General features: G+C 67.0%; 11 protein-coding genes. 7 read left to right on the top strand and 4 right to left on the bottom strand.

Annotated elements, in window-relative coordinates:
* Positions 1-75: 75 nt before the first annotated feature.
* Both EPK82_RS18800 and EPK82_RS18795 read left to right on the top strand, forming a co-directional pair.
* Entirely contained in the window at positions 76-1,134 is a 1,059-nt protein-coding gene (locus EPK82_RS18800) for a fatty acid desaturase (protein ID WP_134677635.1), read from the top strand.
* Between the two features lie 181 nt (positions 1,135-1,315).
* Complete coding sequence (locus EPK82_RS18795; protein WP_134677634.1) at positions 1,316-4,195, top strand: EAL domain-containing protein; 2,880 nt, start codon at positions 1,316-1,318, stop codon at positions 4,193-4,195.
* On the opposite strand, the gene EPK82_RS18790 is transcribed toward EPK82_RS18795, so the two are convergent.
* From EPK82_RS18790 to rpmB, 3 genes are all read right to left on the bottom strand, one after another.
* Positions 4,183-5,397 (bottom strand): HDOD domain-containing protein, encoded by a 1,215-nt coding sequence (locus tag EPK82_RS18790; RefSeq protein WP_134677633.1) that lies wholly within the window; start codon positions 5,395-5,397, stop codon positions 4,183-4,185. The two genes, EPK82_RS18795 and EPK82_RS18790, sit on opposite strands and share 13 nt — an antisense overlap.
* A gap of 216 nt (positions 5,398-5,613) precedes the next feature.
* Entirely contained in the window at positions 5,614-5,769 is a 156-nt protein-coding gene (rpmG, locus tag EPK82_RS18785) for a 50S ribosomal protein L33 (RefSeq protein ID WP_003457707.1), read from the bottom strand.
* Positions 5,770-5,779: 10 nt separating this feature from the next.
* Positions 5,780-6,016 carry a 50S ribosomal protein L28 gene (gene rpmB, locus EPK82_RS18780; protein WP_003242523.1) on the bottom strand — a complete coding sequence of 79 codons (237 nt, stop codon included), beginning with the start codon at positions 6,014-6,016 and terminating at the stop codon, positions 5,780-5,782.
* Positions 6,017-6,359: 343 nt separating this feature from the next.
* On the opposite strand from rpmB, the gene EPK82_RS18775 reads away from it, so the two are divergent.
* Positions 6,360-7,937 (top strand): ABC transporter substrate-binding protein, encoded by a 1,578-nt coding sequence (locus EPK82_RS18775; RefSeq protein WP_134677632.1) that lies wholly within the window; start codon positions 6,360-6,362, stop codon positions 7,935-7,937.
* 9 nt (positions 7,938-7,946) lie between these two features.
* Here EPK82_RS18775 and radC read toward each other — a convergent pair whose 3' ends face one another.
* Entirely contained in the window at positions 7,947-8,621 is a 675-nt protein-coding gene (radC, locus tag EPK82_RS18770) for a RadC family protein (protein ID WP_037051173.1), read from the bottom strand.
* Between the two features lie 140 nt (positions 8,622-8,761).
* Between radC and coaBC the strand changes: the two genes are divergently transcribed.
* From coaBC to argB, 4 genes are read left to right on the top strand one after another with little or no spacing between them, the layout of a single operon-like run.
* Positions 8,762-9,970, top strand: a complete 1,209-nt coding sequence (gene coaBC / locus EPK82_RS18765; RefSeq protein WP_037051169.1) for a bifunctional phosphopantothenoylcysteine decarboxylase/phosphopantothenate--cysteine ligase CoaBC — start codon at positions 8,762-8,764, stop codon at positions 9,968-9,970.
* A gap of 2 nt (positions 9,971-9,972) precedes the next feature.
* Positions 9,973-10,428: a dUTP diphosphatase gene (gene dut / locus EPK82_RS18760; protein WP_037051166.1), complete on the top strand. Its 456-nt coding sequence runs from the start codon at positions 9,973-9,975 to the stop codon at positions 10,426-10,428.
* A 37-nt stretch (positions 10,429-10,465) separates the two neighbouring features.
* Positions 10,466-13,054: a phosphohexomutase domain-containing protein gene (locus EPK82_RS25170; protein WP_134677631.1), complete on the top strand. Its 2,589-nt coding sequence runs from the start codon at positions 10,466-10,468 to the stop codon at positions 13,052-13,054.
* A 24-nt stretch (positions 13,055-13,078) separates the two neighbouring features.
* Positions 13,079-13,984: an acetylglutamate kinase gene (gene argB / locus EPK82_RS18750; protein ID WP_037051158.1), complete on the top strand. Its 906-nt coding sequence runs from the start codon at positions 13,079-13,081 to the stop codon at positions 13,982-13,984.
* The last annotated feature ends 138 nt before the right edge of the window (positions 13,985-14,122 follow it).

Below are 14,122 nucleotides of genomic sequence, written 5' to 3'. Positions count from 1 at the left end.
GGCGTGCTCGGTCGGGCGCTCTGACGACCGTCACGGCACAGTGAAGTCACAGCCCAATAACAAGAGGATGTCGGCATGTCCCCCTCCCCCGCAAGCCTTAATGATCAGCAACGCGCCGCGCATATCCGCGAGCAGGTGATGGCCCACGGCAACGCACTGCGCCAGCGCTACCCGATCCTGCAGCACCAGGATGCGCTCGGCGCCGCTATTCTCGCCTTCGCCCTGCTCGGCATGCTCGGCTCGGCGACCCTGTACGTAGGCGGCCAGCTGCCCTGGTGGGGGTGCCTGCTGCTCAACGCCTTCTTCGCCTCGCTGACCCACGAGCTGGAGCACGACCTGATCCACTCGATGTACTTCCGCAAGCGCCCCGTGCCGCACAACCTGATGATGGCGCTGGTCTGGCTGGCCCGGCCGAGCACCATCAACCCCTGGGTGCGCCGGCACCTGCACCTGAACCACCACAAGGTGTCCGGCAGCGAGGCGGATACCGAGGAACGCGCCATCACCAACGGCGAACCCTGGGGCATCGCCCGCCTGCTGATGGTCGGCGACAACATGATGAGCTCGCTGATCCGCTGGCTGCGGGCGAAGAATCCGGCGCACCGCCGGCTGATCCTCAGCCGCACGCTGAAGGTCTACGCGCCGCTGGGCCTGCTCAACTGGGCGACCTGGTACCTGTTCCTCGGCTTCCACCTGCTCGACTGGGCCAGCGCCGCCCTCGGTGCCCCCATTGCCTGGTCGGCCACGACCCTGGCGACCATGCAGGTGGTGAACGTCGCCGTGGTGGTGCTGGTCGGCCCCAACGTGCTGCGCACCTTCTGCCTGCACTTCGTCAGCTCCAACATGCACTACTACGGCGATGTCGAACCGGGCAACGTGATCCAGCAGACCCAGGTGCTCAACCCCTGGTGGCTGTGGCCGTTGCAGGCATTCTGCTTCAACTTCGGCAGCAGCCATGCGATCCACCACTTCGTGGTCAAGGAGCCCTTCTACATCCGCCAGCTCAGCGTGCCCTTCGCCCACAGGGTGATGCGCGAGATGGGCGTACGCTTCAACGACTTCGGCACGTTCGCCCGCGCCAATCGCTGGACCCGCCGCGACCAGGCGCAAGCGCAACGCACGCAGGCCGCCTGATTCTCATGCGCGGCGCCCTGTGCGCCGCGACGGGCGGGGGAGTTCTTCCTGGCGGATGAGACTCGCCCCGCAATCATCATCCCGACAGTCGGCTAGAATCCCTCTGCGCCTGACCGTTACCGCACGACAGAACAACGTCCACCGGACTCCGGCGCCCTCGCAGTAGCCATGAGGCGCCCGGATGCTCCGCCCACTTCGTTCATTGATGACCCTGCTCTGCCTGGTCTGCGTCCTGCCGGTCTGGGCGGGCGGCGCGTTGCCGCTGCTCAAGCTCGAGGCGGGCGACCTGGACGAGCCGGTCAGCATCGAACGCAGCCTGCTGCTCGAGGACCCCGGCGCCCAGCTGACCGCAAGCGAGGTGCTGCAACGCATCGCCAGCCAGGGCCGCGAGGTCGAGGGCACACCGCGTATCGGCTACAGCCGCAGCGCCTGGTGGCTCGCCACGCAGGTGCAGGCTCCGGCGGCGGAGCGCCTGCAACTGATCATCGGACAAACCTTCCTCGACGACCTGGAAATATGGCTGTACGACGGAGAACGGCCACTGGGGCCGCTCTACAGTGGCTCGAGTCGGGCATTCAGCGAACGTGGCGAACCCTATCCGCATTTCCTGCTCAACCTGCCGCGCCTGGACGCCGGTGTGCACACCCTGCTGCTGCGCGTGCAGAGCCATTCGGCGATCAACCTGCCGCTGCAGCTGGTCGGTGCCGCGCAGGGGCAACAGCTGATCGCCCACAGCTGGCTGCGCAGCGGCCTGCTGATCGGCGCGCTGCTGGCCCTGGCGCTGTTCTACCTGATCCGCTACAGCACGCTGCGCGAGTGGCCGCTGGCCTGTTTCGGCCTGACCGCGCTGAGCACCGCGCTGTACAACGCCAGTATCTACAACCTCGCCGGGCTGCTCTGGCCGCAGTGGCCGATGCTGCCCAAGCTGCTGGTCAACCTGCCCACCGCCGGCATGATGATCTTCAGCTCGCTGTTCATCGCCAGCGCCCTCGGCCTGCGCCTGAAGCGCCTGCGCTGGCTGCGCGACGCGCTGTTCGCCGCCAGCCTGCTGGTCAGCGTCGGTGGCCTGCTGGTGGATCATCCGCACGCCTATGAGGTGCTGAACCTGCTGATCCTGGCCACCGGCCTGTACCAGTTGCTGCTCCTGATCATCGGTGTCCGCCAGCGCCGCCCTTACGCGCCCGGTTACCTGCTGTGCTGGAGCGCGGCCCTGATCCTGATGCTGCTGGTGCCGCTGGGCCGCGCCGGGCTGGTCCCGCTGCCGGCGGGCTTCTACGCCATGTACGCCTACCTGCCGGCCCTGAGCATGCTGCTGTTCGGCGCCCTGCTGGACAAACAGCTGGAGCGCGTACGCCGCGTGCTGCTGAGCAGCCAGGCCCAGGCCATCGACAACCTGGAGCAGTACCAGGCGCTGTTCCGCCACAGCGGCGAAGGTATCTTCCGCTGCCGCCGCGACGGCAGGCTGCTGGAAGCCAATCCGAGCCTGGCCCGCCTGCTGGGACGCGAGGCGCTGCCGGCCAACCTCGACGCACTCGCCCTGCCGAGCCTGGTGGGCGAGACGCAGTGGCACGAGCTGCTCTCGCAGCTGGACGCGCGAAGCGGCACCGCCAGCTGCGAATGCCAGCTGTACGACCTCGAACAGCGCCCGCGCTGGGTGTACCTGTCGCTGCACCTGCGTCCGCACCAGGACTGCATCGAGGGCATCGTGGTCGACCTCAGCGAGCGCCGTGCGCTGGAAGAGCGCCTGCAGCAACTGGCCGCACATGACGCGCTGACCGGCCTGCTCAACCGCCGCGAACTGGAACGGCTGCTCGCGGAAACCCTCGGCGGCACCGCCAAGCGCCGCTTCAGTCACCTGCTGTTGCTGGGGCTGGACCGCTTCAAGCAGGTCAACGACCTCTGCGGCCATTCCGCCGGCGATCAGTTGCTCAGGCAGCTCGCCAGCCAACTGCTGCATCAGCTGCCACGGCATGCCGAGCTGGCCCGCGTTGGCGGCGACGAGTTCGCCGTCCTGCTGCGCGAGGTGGACGACGAAGCCGCGCTGGAGCAGGCCGAACAGTTGCGCCGCGGCGTCGAGCAGTTCGTCTTCACCTGGCAGGGACGGCCATTCCGCCTGCACGCCAGCATCGGCATGCTGGCACTCGGCTCCGGGGTGAGCGACTGGGAGACGGCGCTGAACTGGGCCACCAGCGCCAGCCAGCTGGCCAAGCACCAGGGGCGTAACCGCGTACAGCAGTTCAACCCGGCCGATGGCGCCCTGCTCGAACACCAGCGCCAGCTGCAGTGGATAACCCGCCTGCGCGAGGCCACCGAGCGCGGTCATTTCGAGCTGTTCTTCCAGCCGGTCCAGGCGCTGCAGCAGGCCTCCAGCGGCCTGCACTACGAAGTGCTGCTGCGCTACCGCGACCCGCACAACGGCGACTGGATCAGCCCCGCGCAGTTTCTCGACGCCGCGGCGCGCTATGACTTCCTCGGCGCCATCGATCGCTGGGTGATCCAGCACCTGTGCGCCTGGCTGGCGGCCAATCCACGCCATCTGGCGCAGCTGGCCCAGGTCAACGTCAACCTCAGTGCCAGTTCACTGCTCGACAGCGGCTTCCACCGCCTGCTGCAGGACGAGCTGCAGCGCCACGGCCTGCCGCCCAGCAAGCTGTGCATCGAAGTCACGGAAATGGTCGCTCTGGGTGAACTGGGCGTTTCCGCGCAGTGGATCGAACAGCTGCGCGGCAAGGGTCTGAAGGTCGCCCTGGACGATTTCGGCAGCGGCTTCGCCTCCTACGCTTACCTGCGCCACCTGCCGCTGGACATCCTCAAGATCGACGGCAGCTTCATCAGCGGGATCGAGCGCGACCCGATCAACCAGGCCATGGTCGGCTCGATGCGCCAGATCGCCGGCCAGCTCGGCCTACTCACCGTCGCCGAGTTCGTCGAGACCCAGGCCAGCCTGGACTGCCTGCGCCGCCTCGGCATCGACTATGCACAGGGCTACTTCGTCGGCCGCCCGCAGCCCCTGCACCTGCTGGCCGACGATGTCCGCCATCACGACACTCAGGACGCCTGATAGAGCTCCACCGGCACCTGCTCCAGCAACGCCACGTTCAGGCGCAGCATGCGCACGCAACGGGCCTCGGCCAGGCTGGCCGGCAGGGCGTTGGCCGGCAGTGCCAGCAGCAGGCCGCTGAGGTTGAGCACCAGCGCCTCGCGGGAGAACACGCCGCTGCCCAGGCCATAGAACGCCGCGATCAGCTCGCGCAGGCCGAACGGCAGGCGCCAGCGGATACGCAGGGCGGAGCCGAAACTCGCCGCACGCCGCTGCATGGCATCGTCGATCTGCGCATTGCTCAGCTCGCCACCGGCCTCCTGCCAGTCCTGCAGGCTGCGCAGCAGGGCCAGCTCGCCGAGGTTGTGCAGCAGGCCCGCCGTGTAGCACAGCTCGGCGTCCAGCTTCAGCTCGGTCGCCAGCCAGCGCGCCAGCTCGGCGCTGCGCCTGGCCCGTTGCCAGGCCTGCGCGGCCAGTTCGGCCAGGCGCGCATCGCGCAGCTGGGCATTGCGCTGCAGCGCCAGTCCCAGCACCAGGTTGAGCGTGCGCGCCACGCCCAGGCGTTGCAGCGCCTGCGCCAGGGTGTGGCAGGGCATGCCCTGGTGCTGCGCCGCCGTGCTGGCGGCAGCGATCAGCAGAGCGGTGATCTGCGGATCGGCGCCGAACACCGCTGCCAGCTCGCCCAGGTCCTGCTCACCCGCCTGCAGGCCCTGGCTGACGGCATTGCGCACATCGCTGAGCAACGGCGCCCCCTGGCCCTCCTCGCGCACCGTGTCGAGAAAGTCCCGCAGCTCGCTGAGCAGCAGCGGCTGCCGCGACTGCGGCTCGCCGCTGGCGACCGGCAACAACCCGCGCAGGCGCTGGCGCAGGCTTTCGGCATTGAAGGGCTTGGCCAGGTAGGCACTGGGCGCCAGCGGGCGCGCGGCGCGCACGCTGCTGGCATCGAGACGACCGCTGATCAGGACGAAGGGCAGTGCCGGCGTACGCGGATGGCGCCGCAGCTGACGCAGCAGCTCGACACCATCGAGCCCGGGCAATTCGCCGTCGGCGATCACCAGATCGGGCAGCCGCCGCTTGCAGCGGGCCAGAGCGGTCTGGCCGTCGCTGACCTGCAGCACGCGCGCATCGCCCCGGACATCGAGCACCAGTTGCTGCAGCAGGTTGGAAGTCCAGGGGTCGGCCTCGGCGATTAGAACTTCCACGGGATGTGCTGAGGCGGTCATGCGACTCTCTGGACGGGAACGAAGGGAGGTTGCCGGGCCGGAGAAAGCTGCACGATGCGTCAGTTTCAGGCCAGAGGCCGCAGTCTAAACCGCCACCTGGGCTGTCGTCAGCCGGCACGGGCCGGCACCCGCCGGGAATGCCTGAGACCTATTGCCGCACGCAGAAACGAAAAAGCCCGCCGGAAGGGCGGGCTTTTTCGACGGAAGGCCGATCAATTACTTGATCTTGGCTTCCTTGTAGATCACGTGCTTGCGTACGACCGGATCGAATTTCTTGATTTCGATCTTGTCGGGGGTGGTGCGCTTGTTCTTGTCGGTGGTGTAGAAGTGGCCGGTACCGGCGCTGGACACCAAACGGATCAGTTCACGCATGACTCTCTCCTTAAACCTTTTCGCCGCGAGCGCGCAGCTCAGCCAGCACTACGTCGATGCCACGCTTGTCGATGACACGCATGCCCTTGGCAGATACGCGCAGACGTACGAAGCGCTTCTCGGACTCGACCCAGAAGCGATGGTGCTGCAGGTTCGGCAGGAAACGACGACGGGTTTTGTTGTTTGCGTGGGAAATGTTGTTCCCGGTTACCGGACCCTTACCGGTAACTTGACAGACTCTCGACATGCCTCAGCCCTCTAAAACCACATGCCCAACCCGGCATGGGTTGGCCGCTTAAACTCAATGTCATTGGCGCTCAGCGCCGCGTTTCTCGAGGGTCTTACCGGGCGCACTGAATAGCGCAAGAACCGGGCCCCTAGAAAAGAGCGCTGCTTTATACCAGAAAGCCCTGGGGGCAACAAGGGAAAGCGCAGGATAAAAAGTCAGGGCGCACCCGCGAACGGCCCTGGGGCCGAGCCTTCGGGGCATTATCCACATTTGACCGCTCGTCGCCTCGCCGAGGTATTCAGCACCCGGCAAATCGACTAGGGTTGCAAGCTTGTCATCCACGCCAGGAATGGAGCCAACCATGCGCCTGCTGCTCGCCACTCTGCTGTGCACCCCGATCCTTGCCCAGGCCGCGACCCTCAGCGTGTGCACCGAAGCCAGCCCGGAAGGTTTCGACGTGGTGCAGTACAACTCGCTGACCACCACCAATGCATCGGCCGACATGCTGATGAACCGCCTGGTGGAGTTCGACGCCGTGCAGGGCAAGCTGCTGCCGAGCCTGGCGCGCAGCTGGTCGATCTCGGCGGACGGCCTGGTCTACGACTTCCAGTTGCGCGATGACGTGCATTTTCACCACAGCGCCGCCTTCACCCCCAGCCGCAACCTCGATGCCCGGGACGTGGTGTTCAGCTTCCAGCGCATGCTCGACGACCAGCATCCCTGGCACGCGGTCGCCGTCAGCGGCTATCCGCATGCGCAATCGATGCAGTGGCCAAGCCTGATCGCCAGGGTCGAGGCGCCGGACGCACACAGCGTGCGCATCACCCTGAGCCGCCGCGACGCCACCTTCCTGGCCACCCTGAGCATGGGCTTCGCCTCCATCTACCCGGCGGAATATGCCGAGCAACTGCTGGCGGCGGGCACACCGGAGAAGCTCAACAGCGCGCCCATCGGCACCGGCCCCTTCGTCTTCGAACGCTTCCAGAAGGACGCCGCCGTGCGCTACCGCGCCAACCCGGAATATTTTGCCGGCAAGCCCGCCATGGACCGGGTGATCTTCGCCATCACCCCGAACAGCAACGTGCGCCTGCAGAAGCTGCGCCGCGGCGAATGCCAGATCGCCCTGTCGCCGAAGCCACAGGACGTCCAGGCCATCGCCGGCGACGCCAAGCTCAAGAGTGCCCAGACCGCCGCCTTCATGACCGCCTTCGTCGGTATCAACAGCCAGCACCCGCCGCTGGACAAGCCGCAGGTCCGCCAGGCGATCAACCTGGCGTTCGACAAGGCCAGCTACGTCAAGGCCGTGTTCGAAGGCAGCGCCGAGCCGGCCAACGGCCCCTACCCACCGAACACCTGGAGTTACGCCCGCGAGCTGCCCGGCTACGCCCATGAGCCGGAGCGCGCCCGCGCCCTGCTGGCCGAAGCCGGCCTGGCGGACGGCTTCAAGACCACCATCTGGACCCGCCCCAGCGGCAGCCTGCTCAACCCCAACCCCAGCCTCGGCGCCCAGCTATTGCAGGCGGATCTGGCCAAGGTCGGCATCGACGCCGAAATCCGCGTGATCGAATGGGGCGAGCTGATCCGCCGCGCCAAGGCCGGCGAGCACGATCTGCTGTTCATGGGCTGGGCCGGCGACAACGGCGATCCGGACAACTTCCTCACCCCGCAATTCGCCTGTGCCTCGGTCGAGTCCGGCCTCAACTTCGCGCGCTACTGCGACAAGGACCTGGACCAGCTGATCGCCGACGGCAAGACCCACAGCGACCAGGCCGAACGCAGCCGCCTCTATCACCAGGCGCAGGCGATCATCCAGCAGCAGGCGCTGTGGTTGCCGCTGGCCCACCCCACGGCCTTCACCCTGCTCGACGCCAAGGTCGAGGGCTACCGGGTCAGCCCGTTCGGTCGGCAGGACTTCGCCAGGGTCAGCCTGGCCCGCTGACCGGCCGGGCTACATCCACCCCTGCTCGGCCATCGACAGCGGCTCGCCGTCGCCGACGATGAAGTGGTCGAGCACCCGCACCTCCACCAGCGCCAGCGCGTCCTTGAGGCGGCGGGTCAGCACACGGTCGGCCTGGCTGGGATCGGAAACGCCAGACGGGTGATTGTGGGTGAGAATCACCGCCGCCGCGTTGTTGGCCAGCGCACGCCTGACCACCTGCCGGGGGTGGACGCTGGCACTGTCGATGCCACCACGGAACAGCACCTCGAACGCCAGCACGCGATGTTTGGCATCGAGGAACAGGCAGCCGAACACCTCGTGCAACTCGTGGCGCAATTGCGCCTTGAGGTAGTCGCGCACCACCTGCGGACTCTCCAGCGCCGAATCACGGCGCAGACGCTCGGCCAGATGCCGTCTGGCCATCTCCAGCACCGCCTGCAGCTGCGCGTACTTGGCCGGCCCCAGGCCGAGGTGCTGACTGAAGTCAGGCAACTCCGCCTCCAGCAAGGCCCGCAGGCTGCCGAACTCGGCAAGCAGGCGCCGCGCCAGGTCCACCGCACTGCAGCCGGCAACCCCCGTGCGCAGGAAGATCGCCAGCAGTTCGGCATCGGTCAGCGCAGCAGCGCCCTGCTCCAGCAATTTCTCCCGCGGACGCTCCGCCGCGGGCCAGTCGCGAATGCTCATCGAACACCTCCATGTCGAGCCAGGCGCCCGCTGTTCCGCTGCGGGCGCTGTGCTATCGTAGCCCATCTTTTTACACGGGACCGGCCTGGGGAGGCGTTGGTCACGTGGCGCACATCCACCGGTATATAAAAGGCAAGCCTATGCAGCGGCTGTATCGCAAACGCATCATCGTCGGCGTGGGGGGCGGTATTGCCGCCTACAAGAGCGCCGAGCTGGTTCGCCGACTCAAGGATCAGGGCGCCGAAGTCCGCGTGGTGATGACCCAGGGCGGCCGCGAGTTCATCACGCCGCTGACCCTGCAGGCGCTTTCCGGGCACCCCGTCCATCTCGACCTGCTCGACCCGGCCGCCGAAGCGGCGATGGGCCATATCGAACTGGCACGCTGGGCCGACCTGATCCTCATCGCCCCGGCCACCGCCGACCTCATGGCCCGCCTGGCCCAGGGCATCGCCAACGACCTGCTGACCACCCTGGTGCTGGCCACCGACGCCCCGATCGCCCTGGCGCCGGCGATGAATCAGGCGATGTGGCGCGACGCTGCCACCCAGGCCAATCTCGACCTGCTGCAACAGCGCGGCATGCGCCTGTTCGGCCCCGCATCCGGCAGCCAGGCCTGCGGCGACGTCGGCCTGGGCCGCATGCTCGAACCGAACGACCTCGCCAACCTGGCCGCCGACTGCTTCGAGCGTCAGGCGCTGGACGGCCTGCACATCCTGATCACCGCCGGCCCGACCCAGGAAAACATCGACCCGGTGCGTTACATCACCAACCACAGCTCCGGCAAGATGGGCTTCGCCCTGGCCGAGGCCGCCGCCGAAGCCGGCGCCAGGGTCACCCTGGTCAGCGGCCCGGTGCACCTGCCGACGCCGGACCGGGTCAGCCGGATCGATGTGGTCAGTGCCCGCGACATGCTCGCCGCCTGCGAAGCTGCGATGCCCTGCGACGTGCTGATCGCCGCCGCGGCCGTGGCCGATTACCGCCCGGAAGTGGTCGCGCAGCACAAATTGAAGAAAGACCCCAGCAGTGGCGAGGGGATGCTCCTGCAAATGGTGCGCAACCCGGATATCCTCGCCACCATCGCAGGTCGCGACGACCGCCCGTTCAGCGTGGGCTTCGCCGCGGAAACCGAGAACCTGCTCGAATACGCCTCGCGCAAGCTGCGCGACAAGAATCTCGACCTGATCGTCGCCAACGATGTGGCCAACCCCAGCATCGGCTTCAATAGTGAAGAGAACGCCATCACCGTGATCGACCGCGAGCTGCAGCAAACCAGCTTTGCCCAGACCAGCAAGGGCAAGATCGCCCGCCAGTTGATCACACTCATCGCCGACCGTTTGAACAAGAACTGACCATGCACGCTCTGCAAGCCAAGATCCTCGATCCTCGCCTCGGCCAGGAATTCCCCCTGCCGCAATACGCCACCCCGGGCTCCGCCGGCCTCGACCTGCGCGCCATGCTCAAGGAGGACATCGTCCTCGAGCCGGGCCAGACCGTCCTGATCCCGACCGGCCTGTCGATCTACATCGGCGACCCGGGCCTGGCCGCGATGATCCTGCCGCGCTCGGGCCTGGGCCACAAGCACGGCATCGTGCTGGGCAACCTGGTCGGCCTGATCGACTCGGACTACCAGGGCGAGCTGATGGTGTCGTGCTGGAACCGCGGCCAGACGCCGTTCACCATCGCCATCGGCGAGCGTATCGCGCAGCTGGTGCTGGTGCCTGTGGTGCAGGCGCACTTCGAGCTGGTCGAGCAGTTCGACGAAACCCAACGCGGCTCGGGCGGCTTCGGCCACTCCGGCAGCCACTGACCCTTTCCCACAGGACGATCCGCCGAGGAGCACCCACGTGAAACTCTTCAAGCGCAACGCCAAGGAAGCAGACACCTCCGCCGCCATCGTGCCGGAGAAGACCAGGAGCAAGGCGCCGGCGCCGGCCCTGGGCCCATTGCTGCCCGGCTTGCTGGCCACGCTGATCGGCGTGGGCGCCGGCGGCGCGCTGCTCTGGTTCGTCCAGAGCAGCGGTGACCAGGCCCGCCAGGCCGAGCTGACCCAGGCCATCGGCAGCAGCCAGGCCGCTGCGGTGCAGCAGGCGCTCAAGCAGATGCAGGCCGACAGCCTGTCCGCTGCGCGCAACCCCGAGCTGCTGCAGGCCCTGCAGAGCGGCGATAGCCTGCAGGTCAGCGAAGCCGAACGGCGCCTGGGCTACTGGGACGGCGTCATCGATGCCCATCTCAACCGGCGTGGCGAAGCCGTGCAGAACACCAGCCGCGCAGCCCCCATGAACTTCGCCGGGCTGGACATGCTGCGCCGCGCCGAGAGCGGCCAGCAACCCGCCATCGAAGCCTATCGGGTCGGCCAGCGCTGGCTGGCCTACAGCGCGGCAACGCTGCGCATGAGCGAAACCCAGCCGGCCCAGGGCACCCTGCTGCTGGCGTTCGATCTGCAACGCCTGCTCGCGGCACTGCCGCCGCTGCCGGCCGAGTATGGCCAGTTGCAGCTGGTGCAGCAGTTCGCCAACACCCCGGCGCAGGTGCTGCTGCAGCGTGGCCAGCCGGGCGCCGGCAACGCCCAGACCTTCGCCACCGGCAATCCCTACTGGAAAGTCACCTTCACCCCCGGCCCCGGCCTGGTGCAGGGCAGCATTCCTCCGCTGATGCTGGCCCTGGCCGCCCTGCTCGCCCTCGGCGGCGCGGTCATCGGCCTGATCCTGGTGCGCGGCGGCCTGCAACGCCAGGTCAACGGCGACGCCAGACAACTCGGGCAAATGCTCAAAGAACTCTCCGCCGGCAAAAACGTCAAAGCCTTCAGCCTCAGCGTGCCAGCACTCGATGCCCTGGCTCAGAGCCTGGCCCGGCTGCCGCGTCGCAGCAGCCCTGAAGGCAGTACCACACCCGCTAAAGGAACAGCTGCGGCTCCCGCCGCTCCGCCCGCTGCCAAGCCCGCCGAGTTGGTCGACCCGCTGTTCCAGGACACCGATATCCTCGATATCGACATTCTCGACGAAGACCAGGATCTCCTGGGACTGGAGCAGAACCCCGCAATGACGACTAGCCAAAGCGCCCCGAAACTCCCCGCCGACATCTTCCGCGCCTACGACATCCGTGGCGTGGTGGGTGACACCCTGACCGCCGAGTACGCCTACTGGATCGGCCGTGCCATCGGCTCGCAGAGCCTGGCCCAGGGCGAACCCAAGGTCATCGTCGGCCGTGACGGCCGCCTCTCCGGCCCGGAACTGCTGCAACAGCTGGTACAGGGCCTGCTCGACTGCGGTTGCGAAGTGACCGATATCGGCATGGTGCCGACCCCGGTGGTGTATTTCGCCGCCAACGTGCTGGAAGGGCGTTCCGCCGTGATGCTCACCGGCAGCCACAACCCGCCGGACTACAACGGCTTCAAGATCATCATCGCCGGCGACACCCTGGCCAACGAGCAGATCCAGGCGCTGAAGACCCGCCTGGACGACAACGACCTGGCCAGCGGCGTGGGCAGCGTGCAGCAGGTCGACGTGCTGCAGCGCTACTTCAAGACCATCCGTGACGACATCGCCCTGGCCAAGCCGCTGCGCGTGGTGGTCGACTGCGGCAACGGCGCGGCCGGCGTGATCGCCCCGCAACTGATCGAAGCCCTCGGCTGCAGCGTGATCCCGCTGTACTGCGAAGTGGACGGCACCTTCCCCAACCACCACCCGGACCCGGGCAAGCCGGAGAACCTCAAGGACCTGATCGCCCGCGTGAAAGCGGAAAACGCCGATCTCGGCCTGGCCTTCGATGGCGATGGCGACCGCGTTGGCGTGGTCACCAATACCGGCAACATCGTCTATCCCGACCGCCTGCTGATGCTGTTCGCCAAGGACGTGGTATCGCGCAACCCGGGCGCCGACATCATCTTCGACGTCAAGTGCACCCGTCGCCTGACCCCGCTGATCAGCGGCTATGGCGGTCGTCCGGTGATGTGGAAAACCGGCCACTCGCTGATCAAGAAAAAGATGAAGGAAACCGGCGCCCTGCTCGCCGGCGAGATGAGCGGCCACATCTTCTTCAAGGAGCGCTGGTTCGGTTTCGACGACGGCATCTACAGCGCCGCGCGCCTGCTGGAAATCCTCAGCCTCGACAAGCGCGAAGCCGAGCTGGTGTTCAGCGCCTTCCCGAGCGACATCTCCACGCCGGAAATCAACATCCAGGTGACCGAGCAGAGCAAGTTTCCGCTGATCGAGCGCCTGCAGCGTGAAGGCCAGTGGGGCGAGGCCAATCTCACCAGCATCGATGGTGTGCGCGTCGACTATCCCAAGGGCTGGGGCCTCATCCGCGCCTCCAACACCACGCCGGTGCTGGTGCTGCGCTTCGAGGCCGACACCCAGGAAGAGCTGGAGCGGATTCAGGATGTGTTCCGCAACCAGCTGCACAAGGTCGCCCCCGACCTGCAACTGCCCTTTTGATCGATTAGTTCCAGGAGCCCCCGCATGACCCTCGAGCGTGACGCCGCCGCCCAGGTTGCCAAGGTACTGTCCGAAGCCCTGCCCTATATCCGCCGCTTCGTCGGCAAGACCCTGGTGATCAAGTACGGCGGCAACGCCATGGAAAGCGAGGAGCTCAAGCAGGGGTTCGCCCGGGACATCGTGCTGATGAAGGCCGTCGGCATCAACCCGGTGGTCGTGCACGGCGGCGGCCCGCAGATCGGCGACCTGCTCAAGCGCCTGTCCATCGAGAGCCACTTCATCGACGGCATGCGCGTCACCGACACCGCGACCATGGACGTGGTGGAAATGGTCCTGGGCGGCCAGGTCAACAAGAGCATCGTCAACCTGATCAACCAGCATGGCGGCAGCGCCATCGGCCTGACCGGCAAGGACGCCTGCCTGATCCGCGCGCGCAAGCTCAAGGTCAGCCGCCAGACCCCGGAGATGACCCAGCCGGAGATCATCGATATCGGCCATGTCGGCGAGGTCACCGGGGTCAACACCGACCTGCTGAACATGCTGGTCAAGGGTGACTTCATCCCGGTCATCGCGCCCATCGGCGTCGGCCCGGACGGCGAGTCCTACAACATCAATGCCGACCTGGTGGCCGGCAAGGTGGCCGAGGCGCTGAAAGCCGAGAAACTGATGCTGCTGACCAACATCGCCGGCCTGATGAACAAGCAGGGCGACGTGCTCACCGGCCTGACCACCGAGCAGGTCAACGAACTGATTGCCGACGGCACCATCTACGGCGGCATGCTGCCGAAGATCAAGTGCGCCCTGGAGGCGGTGCAGGGTGGCGTGACCAGCTCGCACATCATCGATGGCCGCGTACCGAATGCCGTGTTGCTGGAGATCTTCACCGATATCGGCAACGGCACCATGATCAGCAACCGCAAGCGCCCCTGAAAGCCAGCCGCGCTCGCGGCTTGCTGATGCCCCTCTCCTGCTTGCCGGAGAGGGTGTCCATAGGTCGGGGACGGGTCAGGCAGGCATCACGCCCTGGCAGCCCTGAAGCGGCATCGCCACAGGTTCCGATTACCCCCA

Origin of the sequence: Ectopseudomonas khazarica (assembly GCF_004521985.1) — a bacterium.
GTDB lineage: Bacteria > Pseudomonadota > Gammaproteobacteria > Pseudomonadales > Pseudomonadaceae > Aquipseudomonas > Aquipseudomonas khazarica.
The sequence above is the reverse complement of the archived record's forward strand: the minus strand, read 5'-3'. Positions and strand labels throughout refer to the sequence as shown.

Bases quoted from the DNA above. Each gene is read 5' to 3' on its own strand.
- EPK82_RS18800 (WP_134677635.1), top strand. From the start codon at position 76: ATGTCCCCCTCCCCCGCAAGCCTTAATGATCAGCAACGCGCCGCGCAT.
- EPK82_RS18795 (WP_134677634.1), top strand. From the start codon at position 1,316: ATGCTCCGCCCACTTCGTTCATTGATGACCCTGCTCTGCCTGGTCTGC.
- EPK82_RS18790 (WP_134677633.1), bottom strand. From the start codon at position 5,397: ATGACCGCCTCAGCACATCCCGTGGAAGTTCTAATCGCCGAGGCCGAC.
- rpmG (WP_003457707.1), bottom strand. From the start codon at position 5,769: ATGCGTGAACTGATCCGTTTGGTGTCCAGCGCCGGTACCGGCCACTTC.
- rpmB (WP_003242523.1), bottom strand. From the start codon at position 6,016: ATGTCGAGAGTCTGTCAAGTTACCGGTAAGGGTCCGGTAACCGGGAAC.
- EPK82_RS18775 (WP_134677632.1), top strand. From the start codon at position 6,360: ATGCGCCTGCTGCTCGCCACTCTGCTGTGCACCCCGATCCTTGCCCAG.
- radC (WP_037051173.1), bottom strand. From the start codon at position 8,621: ATGAGCATTCGCGACTGGCCCGCGGCGGAGCGTCCGCGGGAGAAATTG.
- coaBC (WP_037051169.1), top strand. From the start codon at position 8,762: ATGCAGCGGCTGTATCGCAAACGCATCATCGTCGGCGTGGGGGGCGGT.
- dut (WP_037051166.1), top strand. From the start codon at position 9,973: ATGCACGCTCTGCAAGCCAAGATCCTCGATCCTCGCCTCGGCCAGGAA.
- argB (WP_037051158.1), top strand. From the start codon at position 13,079: ATGACCCTCGAGCGTGACGCCGCCGCCCAGGTTGCCAAGGTACTGTCC.